Source organism: Hyphomicrobium sp. D-2, from assembly GCF_029872155.1.
Classification (GTDB): Bacteria; Pseudomonadota; Alphaproteobacteria; order Rhizobiales; family Hyphomicrobiaceae; genus Hyphomicrobium_A.
This window is the reverse complement of record NZ_JARXLA010000001.1, coordinates 370,791-388,460: the sequence shown is the minus strand read 5'-3', so window position 1 is coordinate 388,460 and position 17,670 is coordinate 370,791. Positions and strand designations below refer to the sequence as shown.

Here is a 17,670-nt window from a genome sequence, read left to right as displayed (position 1 = left end):
ACTTCGTTCAGTTACGTATTGCTAAGGTTAAAGAACGACTTCCATACTCGTGTGACAGCCTGGAGAAGCTCGGCGCCCGTCGCGATCGCATCATCGCCGCTGTCCGGGCCGTGCATTAACCAGAATCGTTACGAGGTCGGACCGGACTTCGAAGCAGCCCTACTCGATGGTTGCGCTGACAGCAGCCGCTTTTTGGCGCGCGCTGAACCAAATTCAAAGGCACACTTCGATCTGCCCGGCTTTGTTGTATCGCAACTCGATAAACTCGGGCTCGCTCAAATCGAACGCCAGAGCCCATGCACCTACGTCAACAGAATCGCAGATTTTTCAGCTTTAGGCGTTCTCAGCACCGTTCCGAGGGTGATTACGGCCGTCAAATCTCCGCCATTGTCGTGACCTAATTGCATAATCCACAGTGGCGTTCTCCGTTTCTCCTAGGGTTTGGCGCTTCAATCGACGAATGCTCGGATTCGATCTGGACGCGCTGAAAGTGACTGGTTAGACAGATCTTAGAGGGGTACCGGTCATTAAGGAGTTCAAGGTCGCAAAGTTGGTACGTCGGCCGCCGGAACACACAGCGAGTACTCAACGGGGGAGCGTCACCGTGACGACCTTTGATGCTGCTGCGGCTTGGCATTCAAAAAAGCCAATTACGTCTTGGCGCTGATCGCCCAGGATGGGCGGCCGTTCTGGCCTGGCCGGCTGTGAAACGGCAAATCCGCTGACTTCGCTTTTCGGATCTTCCGGAGGCGAAGCACCAACAGCGTCGGTCGCGAGCCCGCCGCCGATGGCGATGTCGCGATCCGCTCAGTTCGCCGTCGCGCCCGTGATCGGTCCGCCCGAGAGCGTGTCGAGCGACTTGCGCAATCAGCTGATCGCCGATCTCGAACGGCGCAATATCCGCGTTGCAAAAAGCGCCGGATGAGAGAAGAGCCAGGAATATACGCTCCGCGGCCATGTTGTCTCTTCGATCGAGAAGGGCAACAAATCCAAGATTTCCTATATCTGGGACGTCGCCGACGCGAACAGCAAGGCTGTTCACCGTGTCAGCGGCGAGGAAACGGCGCCGAGCGGCAAGAGCAAGGATCCGTGGAACTCGGTCTCGCCAAACGTTGTGCAGACCATCACCAGCAAGACGGTGACGTCGATTTCCGGTTGGATGCCGGGCGCGATGGTAGCCGGAACTGCGGGTGGCATGGTCCAGCAGGCTTCTGCGACCGCCGGCTCCTACGCCCAGCCGACAGCAAACTGCCGTGACCGGCAGCATCGCAGCGGCCGGACCGGTTCGCGCTACGGTGCCGGCTGTAACCGGTGCTCCGGGCGATGGCAGCACGGCACTGCGCACGGCGATCCAGCGTGAGCTGACCCGCAGCGGTGTGGCTCTGTCCGATGCACGGGTGCCGGGCACCTATGCCGTGGAAGGCCCGGGTTGTCATGGGTGCAGCCAATGGCGGCAAGCAGCCGATCAGCATCGACTGGACCGTAGTTGACCCGAACGGCAAGCTGGGCGCTGTCTCCGCCGAGAAGATCAGGTTCCGCAGGGCTCGCTCGACGGCGCCTGGGGCCAGACGGCTGATGCGGCGGCTGCGGCAGCGGCGCAGGGGATCGTTAAGCTTCTTCCGCAGCCAAACCAGCGGACAAGCTCGAGCTAACCTGACGCAAACGCTTGCCGCGTCAAAATTTCGACACACTGGCGGGCCCTCGCCGGATGCACGCGAGGGGCCCTCTTGTTAGAAGCGCCCGCGAACGGCTGTGGAGGCGTATATGCCCTTCGATCCGCGACCTGACGGCCGCAGGCTTGCTGACGATGAAGATTGTTGCCGGGAACTCGAACCGCCCTCTTGCGGAAGCGATCTGCTCACACCTGAAGCTCCCTCTCACCGAGGGGCAGGTGAAGCGTTTTGCCGACATGGAGATCTTTGTCGAGGTTCAGGAGAACGTCCGCGGTCAGGACGTGTTCGTGATCCAGTCGACCTCCTTCCCGGCAAACGACAATCTGATGGAACTTCTGGTTCTCATCGATGCCCTGAAGCGCGCCTCGGCTGCACGCATCACGGCTGTCGTGCCCTATTACGGCTATGCGCGGCAGGACCGGAAGCCCGGCGCGCGCACGCCCATCACGGCCAAGCTGGTGGCCAACCTGATCGAGCGCGCAGGCGCCGACCGTGTGATGACTCTCGATCTGCACGCAGGGCGGATTCAGGGCTTCTTCGACATCCCTACTGACAACCTGTTTGCCGCTCCGGTCATCGTGCGCGACATCCAGGAACACAGCAAAGGCAACAGCCTGATGGATGTGTCGCCCCGACGTCGGCGGTGTGGTGCGTGCCCGTGCACTGGCCAAGCGCATGGATGTGCCGATTGCCATCTGCGACAAGCGCCGCGATCGCCCCGGTGAGTCCGAAGTGATGCACGTGATCGGCGACGTTGCCGGCAAGCGCTGCATCCTGCTGGACGACATCGTCGATTCCGGCGGCACGCTAGTGAACGCCGCCGAAGCGCTGCTGAAGCACGGCGCCATTGAAGTGATGGCCTACATCACCCACGGTGTACTTTCCGGCGGTGCTGTGAGCCGCATTCAGGCGTCGAAGCTGAAGTCGCTGGTCATCACCGATTCAATTCAGCCGACCGCTGCGGTGCTGGCGGCCAAGAACATCCGCGTCGTTTCAATTGCGCCGCTGATCGGCGAAGCGATCCTGCGCACTGCGCGCGAGGAAAGCGTGTCGAGCCTGTTCTGCTAGGCGGACTCCGGCGCAGCCGCCGTGCGATGCGCAATCGATGAATCAAAGAAGGCCGGTGCAGCGAACTGCCCGGCCTTCTTCTTGCTGCAGGTGGGTAGTCAGGAATAGTTGGTTTTGAAATTCGTGCCTTGGTTGAAACTGATAGGTCAGTTGAAACTGATGACACCGAAGGCGCGCACCGATGCGCCCGGCAGATAAACCTCTTCGCGCCGCTTGAACGAACTGTGGTTCAGGATGTCCTGATCGGCCAGGTTCTCGCCGCGCACGCCAACGTGAGCTTTCGTTGCTCCCCTCGCCGACACATCGATCGTCGTCGTGTAACTAATCTCGGCGTTGACCAGCGTATATCCCGGTGTCTCGATCTCGTTCAGGCCGATCTCGTTCTGATCGAACGCATGCAGCAGGCCAACGCGGGCAAACCAGTTCGCGTCGTGATAGTAGACGCCGCCGCCGAGACGATGCGGAGCAATGCGCGGCACGTTCTCTCCGCCCGCAAAGCGCGCACGGACGAAATCATACTGGCCATCGACACCCCAGATGCCGTTCCAGATCGGCGCAACGTCGTACTGCAACGCCAGTTCGGCGCCATAGAACGTCGCGTCGCGCTGCTGGAAATAGACCAGGTCCGACATGTGTTCGCCGTGACCGTGGTCGTCATCGTCGTGATGATGACCGCCGCCGCCACCGCTCGCCACGCAGTTGAACTCGCCACCGCTCATCACCGGATCGCACTGCAACCCCTGCAACGCGCGATAAGATGAAGCCATTATAACGCGTGTAGTAGGCCGAGGCGTCGAAGCGGAATGCACCCGTTGCCTTCTTCAAACCGATTTCAGCGGTGGTTGCCTTTTTCGAGATCGAGAAACGGATTTGCCGACCTCGAACGGCCCGCGTCGCTTCATGCATGCCCTTCGAGAACAGCTCTGCAGCATCGGGTGCGCGCTCGACATACGATCCGGTCAGCCGCGCAACGGTGTCGAACGGCAGCTTGTAGAGCATGCCGAGCACTGCGCGCAGACCGGGCGCGCACTCACGCTCGCCCGAGAACGTGTGCGCATGGAGCAATGACCGTGGTCACCGTGCAGATGACCGTGGAACTCTTCCCCCAGCCAAGGTTGCCATCAACGGTTGTTTGCTCGATGCGTGCAGCCGCCTGCAGGTAAGCTGCCGCCCGTGACAGCCAGTTCTTCTTCGAACTCCGGGCGCAGCCACACTGGTCGTGTGCACCGGCTCCAGCAGCGATTCACCTTCAAAGCTAGTGCCACGGGTGCGCCGGTTATCGACGTGGATGCCGATTGCGCCGAGAATTCACCCAGCGCACTGACGAACGGCAGGTGCTGCACCTCGATGCGCCCTTCCTGCTGTCGGTTGAGGAAGCGCGAACCAAGCGAAAATGGCGTCACGCCATCTTCGTCGTGATCGTCATGGTGGTCGTGGCCATGATCGTCGTCATCATGGTCGTGGTCATCGTCATGCGCGTGGCGGGCGAACTCGGAGTGCTTGTAGTCGGACGCACCGAACCAGAAGCGTACAGTGTCGATGCCGGAATTTCGTACGCGCCATTCGCCCTTCGCCATGAACTTGTTCTGTTCCATGTCGATGCGCGGATCGACACCTTCATCGGCTTCCATCCGGGCACACCGTAAACACTGGCGAAGTGCGTATGTGAAACGCCGAAGAAGCCATCGGTGCCGACAAGCGAGGCACCGACCGATGCGCCCTCCATCTCAACGAAGCTGTTGTGCACGCGTCCGCGCGGCGATGAATAGTCCTGCGCCGACCGTTTGAAGCCATCAGCATGGATCACGACGCCAGCGGTGCCCGCCGTTACGCTCACCGCACCATCCGCGCCTTCATCCACGGATGAAACACCGCCAATAATGCGCGTTTTCAGGCCTCCCTGAAGCATATACGGTGAAGAATGCGCTCGTTCTCGGCGGCAACAACACCGCCAATCGCCTGACTGCCATAGCGCAGCGTTGCTGGCCCACGCACCACCTCGACGCGGTCAACGCCGAGCGGGTCGATCGGGATCGCGTGATCTTCGGAGATGGCCGCCACATCATGCGTGCCGATGCCGTTTTCCTGCGTACGCACGCGATAACTGTCGAGGCCGCGAATGATCGGACGGTTGGCACCGGGTGCGAACGTGCTGCCGGCGACGCCTGGCTTATGCTGAAGCGTGTCGGTGATCGTGGCGCCACCAACGGCTTCAAACTCTCGCGCAGTCGCAACGCTGATGGACGCAAACGTTTCGGCATCGACAATGGAGCCGGGCAACGGCTGGAATTCCGGCGCCGCTATTTCTTCGACCGGCGCCTGCGCAGCGCTCGACGGTGTTGATGCGGAGCTCTTGCGCTTCGCCTTTGGCTTGGCTTTCACAACCGGACTGGCAGTGGTGACTGTAACAGCAGGCAGATCGAATGACGCCTCGCCGCCTGCCGCCGTCTCTTCGGTGCCCGCTGACTGCGCCATGGCAGACACAGCACCGCTCACAAGCATCGCCGCAGCGACGCTCCACGCAACGCATACTCTCACAACAAACGCCCCCAATACGCCTACTGGTGGATGTTATATTATCCAGAATTAACCCTCGTCAAGCGCGGCCTCTCAGGGTGCGAGATACCCAGCGCATTGAAACGAGGAAGCGGTGCGCATTTGCATCACCGACGTTTGGGCGCAGGCCCCGTCGTGCTGGCAGATACTGTAGGTCCTGATGCTTTGACGCGATCTGCACACGGCGGGAAGTCGGCCGAACCGGGCGTGGCGCATATATGTATCGCAATGCGATGCGTCGAGGCCAAGCCAGAAGCGGCCGCACGGGCCGCATTACGTACATAAAAGAAATCAGCGGTCGTGCGCCGAGCGACGTCATCCGCCGGCACAGAAACAAGCGCAAAGTCGCGATTATTGGCTGGCTTATTTGGCTGGCTAACGCCGAGGTTTCAGCTCGGCGCCCGCGCGGTGCATTCGCGGCAACGTCCACGCAACTCCAGCGTCATGCGCTCAATGGCGAACTTGGCCTTTCGCGCCCACCCGGACAGACGCTCAACAGCGGCCGGTTCGTCAAACTCCGTGACGGTGCCGCAATCGCTGCAAATGGCAAAGACGGCCGTGCCCTCATGGCTGGGATGGCGGCAGGCAACGAACGCGTTGATCGATTCCAGCCGGTGGACCCGCCCATCCGCGATCAGCCGATCCAGGGCGCGATAGACCGTCTGAGGCGCCAGGCTGGCCTTGTCACGCAGTTCGTCGATCAGCTCATAGGCGCTGACCAGGCGGCCAACATCGCGCAGGGCGTCGGAGATCAGCTTGTCCTGTTCGGTGGCAGAGCGCCGCTTGACGACTTTGCGGGTCATTTAAAAATCCCAGTTGCGGAAGGCCGCCCCAAGGCGGATCAGCCGGCTTCCTCTTGCGGGGGCAGCCAAGCGGCTGACAAAGCAAAAACTCCTGCTTTCCATACCACAGGTGGGAGCATTTTGCAGCCGCGGCAAGGCGGGTGGCATCCATGCACATCCTGCGCTGGCTCAGGCTGGCCGAACGTGACAGAACCTGCAAAACGGCACCCGATCGGCCTCGCGAGCCGGCTGGAGCCATCATGGTTAACGATGTTCAAGTTGCCGTCCGGTGTCGGGTGGCCTTCGCCTGCCATCGCCGATACGGGTTGCAGCGACCGCCATCAGGCCCAACCGCCGCGCTGCCGGCGTCCAGTGCATTGCCAATCCGCCCCGCCGCAGCTATAAACCGCGCCATCTCAAGCATTAAAGCGTGAGACGGCGCCCGGCACCCTTGGAGGCCGCGCCGCATTATGGGCCGCAAGGCCCTATTCTTATTTGGAGACACGTCCATGGCAGTCATCGAGATGAAAGCCACGGCGCGCCCACGTGCAGGCAAGGGGGCCGCACGTCAAGCTCGTCGTGATGGTAATGTACCAGCAGTAATCTACGGCGCTGGCGAAGCGCCTGACACCATTTCCCTCGACTTCAACGAACTGTGGAAGCAGATCCAGAAGGGCCACTTCACTTCGACGGTCCTTGAGATCGATTGCGAAGGCAAGAAGTCGCTCGTCATTCCGCGCGATCTGCAGCTCGATCCGGTCAAGGATATCCCGCTGCACGTCGACCTGCTGCGCATCGGCAAGGATGGCCGTATTCGCGTTGCGGTTCCTGTTCGCTTCATCAATGAAGCACTGTCTCCGGGTCTGAAGCGCGGCGGCGTTCTCAACATCGTGCGTCACGAGGTTGAGGTCATCTGCCCGTACAATCACATTCCGAGCGTGTTCGAGATCGATCTGGAAGGCGTGGAAATCGGTCGCTCGATCCACATTTCGACGGTTAAGCTTCCGCAGGACGCCGAACTGACGATCAAGGATCGCGACTTCACGCTCGCCACCGTTGTCGGCACCGGCAAGCAGGAAGAAGCCGAAGCAGCTCCTGCTGCGGCTGCACCTGCCAAGGGCGCTGCCAAGCCTGCCGAGAAGAAGAAGTAAGATCAGGTCGGGCGGACGAACGGGCCTTGTGCTTGTCGTCCGCCCCGCCCGCCTCCTGAAGGATCCCCATGAAGCTGTTCGTCGGACTGGGAAACCCCGGGGCGCAATATGCCCGCCAGCGCCACAACGTCGGTTTCATGGCGCTCGATCGCATCGCGGAGGCGCACGGCTTTGGCCCCTGGCGCAAGCGGTTTCAGGGCGAAACATCCGAAGGCACCTTGCGCGGTGAACGCGTGGTGCTGCTGAAGCCCTCCACATACATGAACGAAAGCGGCCGCTCGGTTGGCGAAGCTGCGCGCTTCCTCAAGATCCCGCTGGAAGACATCAGCGTCTTCCACGATGAGATCGACCTCGCCCCGGCCAAGCTCAAAGTGAAATCCGGCGGCGGCAATGCCGGACACAACGGGCTGCGCTCCATCAGCGCCCATCTCGGCAATGACTACGCGCGCGTGCGCATTGGCGTCGGTCATCCCGGATCGAAGGACGCTGTCGCCCACTACGTGCTGCACGATTTCGCCCGTGTCGAATACGACTGGCTCGATCCGATGCTGGACGCGATGGCCGATGCGGCGCCATGGCTAGCGAAGGGTGACGCGGCGCGCTTTCTATCGCATTCCGCCCTCAAGATGCAGGACGGCGCTGGCGAAGCGGAAGCGGCTCCAGCTGAGAAGCCCAAGCCCGCACCGAAGCCGCCGCGCAAGGCAAGTGGTGGTCATCCTGCAGGCGACCGTGCTTCCAAAAGCGCAAATGCTCTCGCCGAGAACCTCAAGAAGTGGCTTGCGGGACGCGGCGACAAGGAATGATTGCGCGCACGGCTTGAACGTAACCCAGCGAGTGCTTATTCCCCCGCCATGAGCGCCATCATATCAATCAAAAATCTGTCCAAGACGTACGCTGGCGGCTTCCAGGCGCTGAAGCATGTCGATCTGGACATCCGTCGCGGCGAAATCTTCGCCCTGCTCGGCCCCAACGGCGCGGGCAAGACAACGCTCATCTCGATCATCTGCGGGCTGGTCAATCCGACGACCGGCTCCGTCACCGTGGACGGCAGCGACATCGTCAAGGACTACCGCCGCGTCCGTGCGATGATCGGCCTGGTGCCGCAGGAACTGACGACCGACCACTTCGAAACGGTTTTCAATGCGGTTGCCTTCAGTCGCGGCCTGTTCGGCAAGGCGCCGAACCCGGCCTATATCGAGAAAATCCTGAAATCGCTCTCGCTATGGGAGAAAAAGGACAGCCGCATCATGACGCTTTCCGGCGGCATGAAGCGGCGCTTGCTGATCGCGAAGGCGCTTTCACACGAACCGACCGTGCTGTTCCTCGATGAGCCTACCGCTGGCGTCGACGTGGAGCTGCGCAAGGACATGTGGCAGGTGGTGCGCGATCTGCGCGCAACCGGCGTCACCATCATTCTGACGACGCACTACCTCGAAGAAGCCGAGGAGATGGCCGATCGCGTCGGCGTCATTACGCGTGGCGAGTTGATACTGGTCGAAGACAAAGCCGAACTGATGCGCAAGCTCGGCAAGAAGCAGCTTATTCTGCAGCTCGACGCGGCGCTGACGGCATTGCCGGAGCGACTTTCCGGCTACGACCTGGAACTTTCGCCCGACGGCAAGCAGCTCACCTTCACCTACGACACCCGCGCCGGGCGCACCGGCATCACCACGCTGCTGAATGACATGCGCGACGCCGGTATCGGTTTCGTGGACCTCGACACCACGCAATCGTCGCTGGAGGACATCTTCGTCGACCTCGTACGGAGCAACCGATGAACCTCTACGCGGTCAAGGCAATCTACAGCTTCGAGATGTCACGCGCCGTTCGCACGCTGATGCAGAGCATCGTCTCGCCCGTGCTGTCGACGTCGCTTTATTTCATCGTGTTCGGCGCGGCCATCGGCACGCGCATCGCCGAAATCGACGGCATTGCCTATGGCGCGTTCATCGTGCCGGGGCTGATCATGCTGCAGCTTCTCACGCAGTCGATTTCCAACGCTGCGTTCGGCATCTATTTCCCGCGCTTCACCGGTACGATCTACGAGCTTTTGTCGGCTCCGGTCTCACCGCTTGAAATCGTGCTCGGCTTCGTCGGGGCGGCGGCCACCAAATCCATCGTGCTGGGGCTCATCATTCTGGCCACGGCGGCGCTGTTCGTCGATCTTCACATCGCGCACCCGATCTGGATGCTGACGTTCCTTGTTCTCACGGCAATCACATTCAGCCTGTTCGGCTTTATTATCGGCATTTGGGCTGATGGATTTGAAAAGCTTCAGATAATTCCGTTGCTTATCATTACGCCCCTCACCTTCCTGGGCGGCACATTCTATTCCATCGATATGCTGCCGCCGTTCTGGCAGAAGGTGACGCTGTTCAATCCGGTTGTTTATCTGGTGAGCGGCTTCCGCTGGAGCTTCTTCGGCGTGTCCGACGTCAACATCTACGCCAGCCTGGGGGCGACGGTAGGGTTTTTGCTGCTTTCGCTTCTCATTGTGTGGCGCATTTTCAAGACCGGCTACCGTCTCAAGACCTGATTTGCCGCTCTCGCCTTGCGCCCGCAACGGCGCCGGTTCACTGTGCAGCCGAAACGGGGGGCACATTACGCCCTGACCATCGATCGACCGCATGGAGGGGCACGTGGCCGACCTAGTCAATTCCATCATTGATTTGCTGCAGAAGGGCGTCGCAGCGATCTTCAATTTCCTTGAGATCATCTGGAAGTGGTCGTTCGGCCAGATCTTTTCGGTTTTCTCGTCCGACATTCAGGCCCTGCCGATCTGGAAGATCGTGGTGCTGATCGTCGCCATGGCGGCCATAGCCTACATTCTGTATCAGGCGGCGCAGGTGCTGTGGACGGGCGTTGTCGCGCTCTATCACGCCTTCGTGGAGCTGCTGGGCAAGTTTGTCACCGTGCTGCCCTATATCGTCATGGCCGGAGCGATCGCGTTCGCGACCGGCTATGTCATCCGCAATGTCAATTTCTGATCGCGCTGACGCCGACTAAAATGCGTGGCCAAACCATATCAAGTGATCTTCCACGGACAGGAAGCTGAGTGATGCAGGAACTGATTGCCAATCTGCCCCTCTATGCTGCGGGCGCGCTTGCCGTTGGTTTCGTCATCGGCTGGATGCTCTGTTACGTGGAACGGCCCGTTGCGGGTGCGGCTGCACTGGCAGCTGCGGGCGCAGCAACGGCCATCGCTACCCAGGATGAGAAACGTCGCAAGGGCTTCTTCGGCTGGCTCTGGCGCGGCTATCGCACCTATGACCGAGGTGCTGGATGGTTTGACCGCATAGGCTGGCTGCTTGGCCTGCTGAAGACCAACGCAGCAGTTTCGGTGCTGGTGCTGGGAACCGGCGCGGCAGTTACCTACAATATGCGCCACGACATCTTCCAGTGGTGGAACGGCCTTGAGACCGCGTCGCTGCCGGATGTGCGGCAGACCACCAACTCCACCGTGTTCGCGATTGACGGCCATGACAAGGCGGGGCGCCGTGGCTCGTTCGACGTCGTGGTGCTGAACAAGAGCTTCCTGTGGGTCGTCGGAAGTTCCGATGCGCTGGAGAAGGACGGCCAGATCATTCCGCGCCATCAGACGGCAAGTGCCGTGCTTGACGATGAAGTGCGGACAGCGCTGGCTGACACACGCGAAGTCATTGCCGTCGGCACCGCATCGCAGGAAGGCAATGCCGCCGACGAAACCGCCCGCGCCCAGCTCCGGGCCCAGCGCGCCGCGCAGCTCGTGATCAACGCCGTTCCCAGCAACGTGCCGATCTGGACCCTGAACCTCGGCCAGTATCGCGATCCGTGCACCGACTGCGAAAGCGGTGGCACCAGCTGGCAGCGGCCGTTCATCGTTATCGGTGTGAAGAGCGCCGAGCCGGAAACGAACATCGGAGAAGCGCTGGCCGATGCGATGACGGGCAGAGACCGCCTGCCAAGCCCGGCCAGCTATTCGACATTCAACCTGCAGCGCTATCGCCAACACAGCCGAGACGCATGTCCTCTCGCCCCCCGTGCGAGAGGACAATCACGCACCGGCGGCCGGCTGCGCGGAGCGCAGTCGCCGGTGCCAGAGAAATACACCGGCTCAGGCCTCAGTCAGCCGCATCAGTTCTTCCCGCAGTTGCTCGGGTGGTCCTGCCAGCAGCGCATCGATTTCATCGTGCGTGCGGCGCCATACATCGATCGCAGCTCCCAGCAGCTTGCGCCCCGCATCCGTAATCAGCAGCCGACGACTGCGGCGATCCTTTTCATCGACCACGATGAGTAACAGCTTGCGCCGCTCCAGCGGTTTCAGGTTTGCGGTCAGCGTTGTGCGATCCATTGCGAGCAATTGTGCGATCTCACCGATCGTCGGCGGCTGCGGCCGGTTCAACGACATCAGCAACGAGAACTGGCCGTTGGTCAGATCGAACGGGCGCAACACGTCATCAAAGCGACGCGCCAGTGCGCGTGCAGCCCGCTGCACATGCAGACACAGGCAGCGGTCGCGCACCTCCAGCGTGAAATTGAACGGCAGTGCTTCGTCGTTGGTTGACATGCTTCTCGTTATGTTGATATCAACTCATTGTCAATTTTGCTTAGTCAGACATAGGGGCGATACCATGCCGGAGATACTGATTTATTTGCTCATTGCGGTGTTTTCGTCGGTGGCGACGGCACTGCTCATCGCAGCAAGGCGGCCGGACGAATTTTACGCCGCCCGCTCCATGGCCATCGCAGCGTCGCCGGGCCGCCTGCACGGACTGATCAGCAATCTGCAGCAAATGAACCGCTGGAATCCGTATGCGCTTAGCGAAGCCTGCGGCACCGGCCATTACAGCGGTCCGGATGCCGGCCCCGGCGCGACCTATCACTTCGCTGGCAATAACGGCACCGGCTCTCTCAGCGTCACCGACAGCGCGCCGGACAAGGTCGGCATGCGCCTGCGCATGACGAAACCGATGAGCGTCGACAACCGCGTCGAGTTCACACTCCGTCCGGCCGCCGACAACGCAACTGAGGTCACCTGGGCGATGAGCGGCAAGCAATCGCTGGTCGGCAAGATCTTCTCACTGTTCGTCGATTGCGACCGCATGCTGGCGCGCGATTTCGACCGAGGTCTGACCGATCTCAAAGCCATCGCTGAAGCCGCCTGATTGCGAGGATTTGCATCCCATGACCATCTCATTCGTCCCCTGTCTCTGGTATTCCGCCCACGTCGAGGAAGCTGCACGGCTTTACACTTCCGTGGTGCCGAACTCGGCCATCACGCGCATCTCCACACTGCCGGTCGACACGCCATCCGGCCCGGCAGGCACGGTGAAGCTGGTCGAGTTCACGCTCGCCGGAGCGCCGATGATGGGCTTTGCAGGCGGGCCGCATCACGATTTCAACGATGCCATTTCGCTCATGCTGATCTGCGACACGCAGGATGAGATCGACCGCATGTGGGACGGTCTGCTGGCCGACGGCGGCAAGCCCGTTGCATGCGGATGGCTGAAGGATCGGTTCGGCGTGTCCTGGCAGATCACGCCGAAATGCCTGGGCGACATGATCGCCAAGGGCGGCGCGGGCGCAGCCGCCGCGACACTGGCCATGATGCAGATGGTCAAAATGGATATCGAAACGCTGGAAGCTGCGTTTGCAGGCGCGGAGAAGTAATCGTTCGGCACCGTTGATAGGGCAGCTTTGCCGTGCGCGCCTGTGTTGATACAGTCATGCCTGCATAATCGCGCAAGGAGACCACCCCCGTGTCAACCGAAGCAGCCGCACCCCCCAATCCGCTCGACAACAATCTGGCCCGTATCATCGGGGAGTTCGCGGCCGATTCCGGCACGATCCATTTCATCGCCGACGACGGGATGCTGCACCTCGCGGCAGCGAGCGCTGGCATGCCGGAGCAGGTGCTGGCGATCATACGTACCATTCCCGTCGGCAAAGGCATGGCTGGTCTTGCGGTTGAGCGCGCGCAGCCGGTCGATGCCTGCAACATCCAGACCGACACATCCGGCGACGTTCGCCCCGGCGCAAAAGCAACCGGGCTGGCCGGATCCATTGTGGTGCCAATCTTCAACGGCGAAAAGGTTGTAGGCGCGCTTGGCGTCGCCAACCGCAGCGAACGGGTTTTCACTGCCGACGAAATTGCGCGTCTACAGGAAGAAGGCCGTAAACTCGCGGCCCTACGCGTTTAGATCGGGCCCTGCCGACACAGGAAGCTATATGCTCGTGATGCGATATGACGTCACGTAATTTAGAAGTTCAGGCGCGTGCATGAAATGCCGGCAGCTCTTGCCCTTTCAGGACAAGGGCCGTCGGCGGCGGCCTGTGCACGCGGGCCGCGCTGGAAGACGTCCGTACCGCTGACCCGAATTTTTTAGGCGTGACGGCCGACATTCTCCAGCTCGATTGCACCGTCAAGATCCCCTACAGCCTCTTCAACGTTCGATGTATCGATCCTGCGCTTGAGCCCGTTTGCCAGCGCCTCGCGATCGAGTTCACCTTCCCAGGCCGCGACGACAATGGTCGCGACGCCGTTGCCGATGAAGTTCGTGAGGGCCCGACACTCGCTCATGAACTTGTCGATGCCAAGAACGATCGCCATGCCCGGCACCAGCACCGGGTTCACAACCGCAAGCGTCGCCGCCAATGTGACGAACCCCGCACCGGTTACGCCGCTCGCTCCTTTTGACGTCAGCATCGCGACGCCGAGTATCACAAGCTGATCGCCGAGCGATAGTTCAACGCCGAGCGCCTGCGCGATGAACAGCGTCGCCAGCGTCAGATAAATATTGGTGCCATCGAGGTTGAACGAATAACCCGTTGGTACGACAAGGCCGACAACGGGCTTGGAGCAACCCAGCCGCTCCAGCTTTTCCATGAGCTGTGGCAGCGCGCTTTCCGACGACGACGTGCCCGCCACAAGGAGAATCTCGTCCTTGATATAGGCGAGAAAGCGAAACAGCGAAAAGCCGGCGAGGCGCGCAATGATGCCGAGAACCACCGCGATAAACAGCGCCGACGTGATGTAAAAGGTGAGCACCAGGCCGAGAAGATTACCCAGAGAAGCCGGACCGTATTTCCCGACAGTATAGGCCATTGCTCCGAAGGCGCCGATGGGTGCTGCCTTCATGATAACCGCGATGACGCCGAAGAAGGCATGCCCCATGTCATCGACGAGCGTGCGAACGCTGCGTCCGCGCTCGCCCATAACCATGAGCGCAAAACCGAACAGGATCGCAATCAGCAGCACTTGCAGGATCTCGCCATCGGCAAATGCTCCAACAAGGCTGTCCGGGATGATGTGCAGAACGAAATCAACCGTTGACTGCTTTTCGGCGCGTTCGGCGTAGGTTGCAACCGCTGCCGCGTCGCCTGCCCCCGAGAAACCATCTCCGGGACGGGCGAAGTTGCCAACCGACAGACCAATAACCAGTGCGATTGTAGAGACGACTTCAAAATAGATCAGCGCTTTCAGCCCGACACGTCCAACCTTGCGTGCATCTTCGATGTGCGAGATGCCGGAAACAACGGTGCAAAAGATGATCGGCGCAATCGCCATCTTGATGAGCTTGATGAAGCCCTCACCCAGCGCTTTCACCCACGGGCTTTCGGCGATTTCCGGCGCTTGCCAGCCGAGAAGAAACCCCAGCACGATGGCAACGATGACCTGCACATACAGGAGTTTGTAAAAAGGTTGCCGCCCTGCTGCATCTACGCGCGCTGACATTGTTCCCCCCAAAGGCTTTCGAGGATTTAAAGCGCAGAGCAATCGCAGGACAATTGTGGAAACCCCCATTATTGCGGTCTTTCCATGCATCACTGGGCGATTATTTCAGCGACCAATTCGGACAGCACCCGTCGCTTCATCCTGCAACATCGGATCTTTCGCGCGCATCGACTCGACATGGGCGATCACCGCGTCCACCTCTTCGCGGGCCAGCCCAACATATCCCTCCGGCGCCAACAGCGTGTCGATCTCTTCGGCGGACAACAGCTTCGCAACCACCGGATCGTTCAGCAGGGCCGTTCGGAAGTCGATGCCGGCTTCAAGCGCCGCGTGAATAAGATCGTGCAGGTGCGCGTCCGCCTCGTCCTTCCCGATCTTCGGCGCCAGAGCGAATGCCACGCGCTGCGTCATGATGAAGCCCTTGGTGCGTCCAAGGTTCTCGCGCATCGCGGTGCTGTTGACATGCAGCGTGCTGATCAACCGCTTGGCGGTGGCTATCGTCGTCTCCATCTGGATTGAGATTTCCCTGAGCGCAACATCGGGTCCGACCGTGCTGTCACGCTCAAAAAAATTCACCACATCGTCCAGCACGACTTCGGCCAGTCGCGGGATGGTGCGCGCACTGTGAATCAGCGCCTCGGATTTGCTGGGGTTCACCTTCTGCGCCATGGAGCTGCTGCTTACCGACGTTGAGGCACGCGACTCGCTGGTCTCAGCAATGTCGGTCATCTGCAGCAAAAACAGCTCCTGGCCGATGGCACCGTATAGCTTACTGGCAAGGGCTAGCGTCAGCGCATAGGAGGCGAACACATCGCGGTTGCCATGCCAGTCATCAGGGTATGGATCGGCCAGCCCGAGTTCACGCGCGAACGAGCGCTCGATCTCCATCGCCTGCGCGCCGAGCCCTGCATACGTGCCAACCGCACCTTTCAAGATCGCTGACCGATCAAGATCGGCGAGCACACGCTTCAAACGCTCGATATCACGCCGGTTCTGGCCAAGCCACGTGCTGACCTTTTTACCGAACGTGATCGGCAAGGCGTGCTGGCCCAGAGTGCGCCCTGCCATGATAGTGCCCTGATGCGCGCGCGCGGTGTCGATCAGTATCAGCTCAAACTCGCGCAGCTGGCCGAGCAGCAGCATGCCCGCACGGCGCAACTGCAATACCAGTGCGGTGTCGTAAATATCGACGGTGGTCGCCCCGTAGTGAACATACTGGCGCGCATCGGCGTCGATGGCGCGGCGCCACACATTGAGAAGCGCGACCATGCGATGCTGGACGAGCTTGCGTTCCTGCTCGATCTCGTCAGCAGGCGCGTAGCGCACATCGGCCTTGGCGGTGATGGCATCAGCTGCGGCCTGTGGAATTGCGCCGTGCGCCGCCTGCGCGCGCGCCATCGCTGCCTCGATGTCGAGAACATACTGATGGGTTTGCGTCGTGCTGAATACCTGCTGCACCGTCGCCGGCGCCGGCACATGCTGTTCTGCGAAAGCAGTAGTCGCAAACGCAGCCGTTACAAATGCTGCAAAACCGCACCTAAACAATTTGTAGTTCATCAGTCCTCCGAGATCCGCAACACGGAGTTCGTCATCTGCCGTTGTCCTTCGCTTATGGCTCGAATGCCCTTTGATCGTCGGCCCGCGCTTGACCTCGAATGCGTCCGGCGAACACTTTGACTAGCCGCACGTAGCTAGCTCGCTGACAGCTTCATCACTCGTGCGATGCCTGATCCGCCTTCTGCCGCTTCAAACGGTTTCAGTTTGAGTTCGCAACACGCGCTCCGGCCAGCACCGCCGCTCCGGCTGGCGCCATGCGGTCAGCCTGATGCGCTACTCCGGGAACCTCACGCACACGCCAGTTGAACGATGCCCCCATGTTCGCCGCTACATCCCGCGACCGCCGGTAAAAGAAGCGTCCGCGCTCGTAACGGGTCTTGCCCTGGCGCAGCGCATCGCGATCGTTACGCATGCGTGCATAGTTTACGTCACTCGTGCCGAGCAACAGCGTAAGATTGCAGCCAAACGCCTTGCCAAGCGTCGCATCACCAATCGGTGCACCACCCAAACCGAACGGAAACTGGAAGCCGCTTTCCGGCATCATGTACCAGCCGGAATTAGCAGCAACAGCGCGATCGATGTGGCGGCAGCCGCTGTGCATCACATAGCGCTGGATGAACTGCGCGCCGGCACCGTGGCCGAACATACTGAACTTCTGCCTGTGGCCGCCGAGGCTGTGGGAGGCAAGACGAAACGCCTCTTCCACTACGTAAAAACTCGTCTGGCGCCAGGGCTTCGCCTGCAGATTTGGGCTGCGCACATTGCCCATGTTGTAAGTCCACGCGCCGGGCCATTTCTCGGCTGTGAATTCAGGCACCAGCAGAATGGCACCATACTGATCCGCAAGCGGGCGCCAGGTGTCGTAGTAGTCGAATGCGAGGTGCCTGTGTTCGTCACGGCGCGTGCCCGGCATGACAACCCAGATAGGACTGGCGCTTGATGCCGACTGCGGCCGGTAAGTGTAAATCGTGACCGGGCCGCGCGAGACGCTGTCAACTTCGAAGACACCGTCACCCGACGGCATTTTCTGTTGGCTCGGATCAAACCAGGTTTCCGTGGCATGTGCGGCTGGCGCTGCGCACAACAGACCAGCCACCAACAGTGTGAATACGGCTCCGCAGCGAAGCAGCGACGTCCGGATGTGTCGATCGTTTGACATCGTGGAAAGC

General features: G+C 60.8%; 20 protein-coding genes and 1 pseudogene. 12 read left to right on the top strand and 9 right to left on the bottom strand.

What is annotated here, in order from left to right; all coding sequences use genetic code 11:
- From QEZ49_RS01870 to QEZ49_RS01855, 4 genes and pseudogenes are all read left to right on the top strand, one after another.
- Positions 1–396: laccase domain-containing protein (locus QEZ49_RS01870; RefSeq protein ID WP_280383670.1), on the top strand; the 396-nt coding region annotated here is incomplete at its 5' end.
- 391 nt (positions 397–787) lie between these two features.
- Entirely contained in the window at positions 788–925 is a 138-nt protein-coding gene (locus tag QEZ49_RS01865) for a hypothetical protein (RefSeq protein WP_280383668.1), read from the top strand.
- A 328-nt stretch (positions 926–1,253) separates the two neighbouring features.
- On the top strand, positions 1,254–1,490 hold the full coding sequence (locus QEZ49_RS01860) for a hypothetical protein (RefSeq protein ID WP_280383666.1): 237 nt from the start codon (positions 1,254–1,256) through the stop codon (positions 1,488–1,490).
- Between the two features lie 317 nt (positions 1,491–1,807).
- A pseudogene (locus QEZ49_RS01855) lies at positions 1,808–2,741 on the top strand (ribose-phosphate pyrophosphokinase).
- 146 nt (positions 2,742–2,887) lie between these two features.
- On the opposite strand, the gene QEZ49_RS01850 reads toward QEZ49_RS01855, so the two are convergent.
- The 5 genes from QEZ49_RS01850 to QEZ49_RS01830 all read right to left on the bottom strand — a co-directional run bounded on the left by QEZ49_RS01850 (position 2,888) and on the right by QEZ49_RS01830 (position 6,100).
- Positions 2,888–3,460 (bottom strand): TonB-dependent receptor, encoded by a 573-nt coding sequence (locus QEZ49_RS01850; RefSeq protein WP_280383664.1) that lies wholly within the window; start codon positions 3,458–3,460, stop codon positions 2,888–2,890.
- A complete protein-coding gene (locus QEZ49_RS01845; protein WP_280383662.1) occupies positions 3,396–3,806 on the bottom strand; it encodes a TonB-dependent receptor in 411 nt (136 codons plus the stop codon). Before QEZ49_RS01845 ends, QEZ49_RS01850 begins: the two co-directional genes overlap by 65 nt.
- 56 nt (positions 3,807–3,862) lie before the next feature.
- Positions 3,863–4,372, bottom strand: coding sequence for a hypothetical protein (locus tag QEZ49_RS01840; RefSeq protein ID WP_280383659.1), 510 nt, complete (start codon positions 4,370–4,372; stop codon positions 3,863–3,865).
- A 259-nt stretch (positions 4,373–4,631) separates the two neighbouring features.
- Positions 4,632–5,216 carry a Plug domain-containing protein gene (locus QEZ49_RS01835; RefSeq protein ID WP_280383657.1) on the bottom strand — a complete coding sequence of 195 codons (585 nt, stop codon included), beginning with the start codon at positions 5,214–5,216 and terminating at the stop codon, positions 4,632–4,634.
- A gap of 470 nt (positions 5,217–5,686) precedes the next feature.
- Entirely contained in the window at positions 5,687–6,100 is a 414-nt protein-coding gene (locus QEZ49_RS01830; protein WP_280383655.1) for a Fur family transcriptional regulator, read from the bottom strand.
- Between the two features lie 488 nt (positions 6,101–6,588).
- On the opposite strand from QEZ49_RS01830, the gene QEZ49_RS01825 reads away from it, so the two are divergent.
- The 5 genes from QEZ49_RS01825 to QEZ49_RS01805 all read left to right on the top strand — a co-directional run bounded on the left by QEZ49_RS01825 (position 6,589) and on the right by QEZ49_RS01805 (position 10,217).
- Positions 6,589–7,230 (top strand): 50S ribosomal protein L25/general stress protein Ctc, encoded by a 642-nt coding sequence (locus tag QEZ49_RS01825; protein WP_280383653.1) that lies wholly within the window; start codon positions 6,589–6,591, stop codon positions 7,228–7,230.
- A 68-nt stretch (positions 7,231–7,298) separates the two neighbouring features.
- Positions 7,299–8,033 (top strand): aminoacyl-tRNA hydrolase, encoded by a 735-nt coding sequence (gene pth, locus QEZ49_RS01820; protein ID WP_280383651.1) that lies wholly within the window; start codon positions 7,299–7,301, stop codon positions 8,031–8,033.
- 48 nt (positions 8,034–8,081) lie between these two features.
- Positions 8,082–9,008, top strand: a complete 927-nt coding sequence (locus QEZ49_RS01815) for an ABC transporter ATP-binding protein (protein WP_280383648.1) — start codon at positions 8,082–8,084, stop codon at positions 9,006–9,008.
- Positions 9,005–9,766 carry an ABC transporter permease gene (locus QEZ49_RS01810; RefSeq protein ID WP_280383647.1) on the top strand — a complete coding sequence of 254 codons (762 nt, stop codon included), beginning with the start codon at positions 9,005–9,007 and terminating at the stop codon, positions 9,764–9,766. The genes QEZ49_RS01815 and QEZ49_RS01810 overlap by 4 nt, the downstream gene beginning before the upstream one ends.
- A 103-nt stretch (positions 9,767–9,869) precedes the next feature.
- Positions 9,870–10,217: a hypothetical protein gene (locus QEZ49_RS01805; protein WP_280383645.1), complete on the top strand. Its 348-nt coding sequence runs from the start codon at positions 9,870–9,872 to the stop codon at positions 10,215–10,217.
- Between the two features lie 1,106 nt (positions 10,218–11,323).
- On the opposite strand, the gene QEZ49_RS01800 is transcribed toward QEZ49_RS01805, so the two are convergent.
- Positions 11,324–11,776 (bottom strand): MarR family transcriptional regulator, encoded by a 453-nt coding sequence (locus QEZ49_RS01800; protein WP_280383643.1) that lies wholly within the window; start codon positions 11,774–11,776, stop codon positions 11,324–11,326.
- A gap of 64 nt (positions 11,777–11,840) precedes the next feature.
- Here QEZ49_RS01800 and QEZ49_RS01795 point away from each other — a divergent pair, with 64 nt between their 5' ends.
- The 3 genes from QEZ49_RS01795 to QEZ49_RS01785 all read left to right on the top strand — a co-directional run bounded on the left by QEZ49_RS01795 (position 11,841) and on the right by QEZ49_RS01785 (position 13,409).
- Positions 11,841–12,374 (top strand): SRPBCC family protein, encoded by a 534-nt coding sequence (locus tag QEZ49_RS01795; protein WP_280383641.1) that lies wholly within the window; start codon positions 11,841–11,843, stop codon positions 12,372–12,374.
- Positions 12,375–12,393: 19 nt separating this feature from the next.
- Positions 12,394–12,879: a VOC family protein gene (locus tag QEZ49_RS01790; protein ID WP_280383639.1), complete on the top strand. Its 486-nt coding sequence runs from the start codon at positions 12,394–12,396 to the stop codon at positions 12,877–12,879.
- An 89-nt stretch (positions 12,880–12,968) separates the two neighbouring features.
- Positions 12,969–13,409, top strand: a complete 441-nt coding sequence (locus QEZ49_RS01785) for a GAF domain-containing protein (RefSeq protein ID WP_280383637.1) — start codon at positions 12,969–12,971, stop codon at positions 13,407–13,409.
- Positions 13,410–13,591: 182 nt separating this feature from the next.
- On the opposite strand, the gene QEZ49_RS01780 is transcribed toward QEZ49_RS01785, so the two are convergent.
- From QEZ49_RS01780 to QEZ49_RS01770, 3 genes are all read right to left on the bottom strand, one after another.
- Complete coding sequence (locus QEZ49_RS01780) at positions 13,592–14,944, bottom strand: dicarboxylate/amino acid:cation symporter (protein WP_280383634.1); 1,353 nt, start codon at positions 14,942–14,944, stop codon at positions 13,592–13,594.
- 105 nt (positions 14,945–15,049) lie between these two features.
- The gene (locus tag QEZ49_RS01775; RefSeq protein ID WP_280383632.1) at positions 15,050–16,501 is read right to left on the bottom strand and encodes a lyase family protein; all 1,452 of its coding nucleotides are present in this window, start codon (positions 16,499–16,501) and stop codon (positions 15,050–15,052) included.
- Between the two features lie 199 nt (positions 16,502–16,700).
- Positions 16,701–17,660 (bottom strand): hydrolase, encoded by a 960-nt coding sequence (locus tag QEZ49_RS01770; RefSeq protein ID WP_280383630.1) that lies wholly within the window; start codon positions 17,658–17,660, stop codon positions 16,701–16,703.
- Positions 17,661–17,670: the final 10 nt, after the last annotated feature.

Excerpts from the sequence above, each read along its gene's own strand:
- QEZ49_RS01865 (WP_280383668.1), top strand. The coding sequence starts at position 788 with ATGGCGATGTCGCGATCCGCTCAGTTCGCCGTCGCGCCCGTGATCGGT.
- QEZ49_RS01850 (WP_280383664.1), bottom strand. The coding sequence starts at position 3,460 with ATGAGCGGTGGCGAGTTCAACTGCGTGGCGAGCGGTGGCGGCGGCGGT.
- QEZ49_RS01840 (WP_280383659.1), bottom strand. The coding sequence starts at position 4,372 with ATGGAAGCCGATGAAGGTGTCGATCCGCGCATCGACATGGAACAGAAC.
- QEZ49_RS01835 (WP_280383657.1), bottom strand. The coding sequence starts at position 5,216 with ATGGCGCAGTCAGCGGGCACCGAAGAGACGGCGGCAGGCGGCGAGGCG.
- QEZ49_RS01830 (WP_280383655.1), bottom strand. The coding sequence starts at position 6,100 with ATGACCCGCAAAGTCGTCAAGCGGCGCTCTGCCACCGAACAGGACAAG.
- QEZ49_RS01825 (WP_280383653.1), top strand. The coding sequence starts at position 6,589 with ATGGCAGTCATCGAGATGAAAGCCACGGCGCGCCCACGTGCAGGCAAG.
- pth (WP_280383651.1), top strand. The coding sequence starts at position 7,299 with ATGAAGCTGTTCGTCGGACTGGGAAACCCCGGGGCGCAATATGCCCGC.
- QEZ49_RS01815 (WP_280383648.1), top strand. The coding sequence starts at position 8,082 with ATGAGCGCCATCATATCAATCAAAAATCTGTCCAAGACGTACGCTGGC.
- QEZ49_RS01810 (WP_280383647.1), top strand. The coding sequence starts at position 9,005 with ATGAACCTCTACGCGGTCAAGGCAATCTACAGCTTCGAGATGTCACGC.
- QEZ49_RS01800 (WP_280383643.1), bottom strand. The coding sequence starts at position 11,776 with ATGTCAACCAACGACGAAGCACTGCCGTTCAATTTCACGCTGGAGGTG.
- QEZ49_RS01795 (WP_280383641.1), top strand. The coding sequence starts at position 11,841 with ATGCCGGAGATACTGATTTATTTGCTCATTGCGGTGTTTTCGTCGGTG.
- QEZ49_RS01790 (WP_280383639.1), top strand. The coding sequence starts at position 12,394 with ATGACCATCTCATTCGTCCCCTGTCTCTGGTATTCCGCCCACGTCGAG.
- QEZ49_RS01780 (WP_280383634.1), bottom strand. The coding sequence starts at position 14,944 with ATGTCAGCGCGCGTAGATGCAGCAGGGCGGCAACCTTTTTACAAACTC.
- QEZ49_RS01775 (WP_280383632.1), bottom strand. The coding sequence starts at position 16,501 with ATGAACTACAAATTGTTTAGGTGCGGTTTTGCAGCATTTGTAACGGCT.
- QEZ49_RS01770 (WP_280383630.1), bottom strand. The coding sequence starts at position 17,660 with ATGTCAAACGATCGACACATCCGGACGTCGCTGCTTCGCTGCGGAGCC.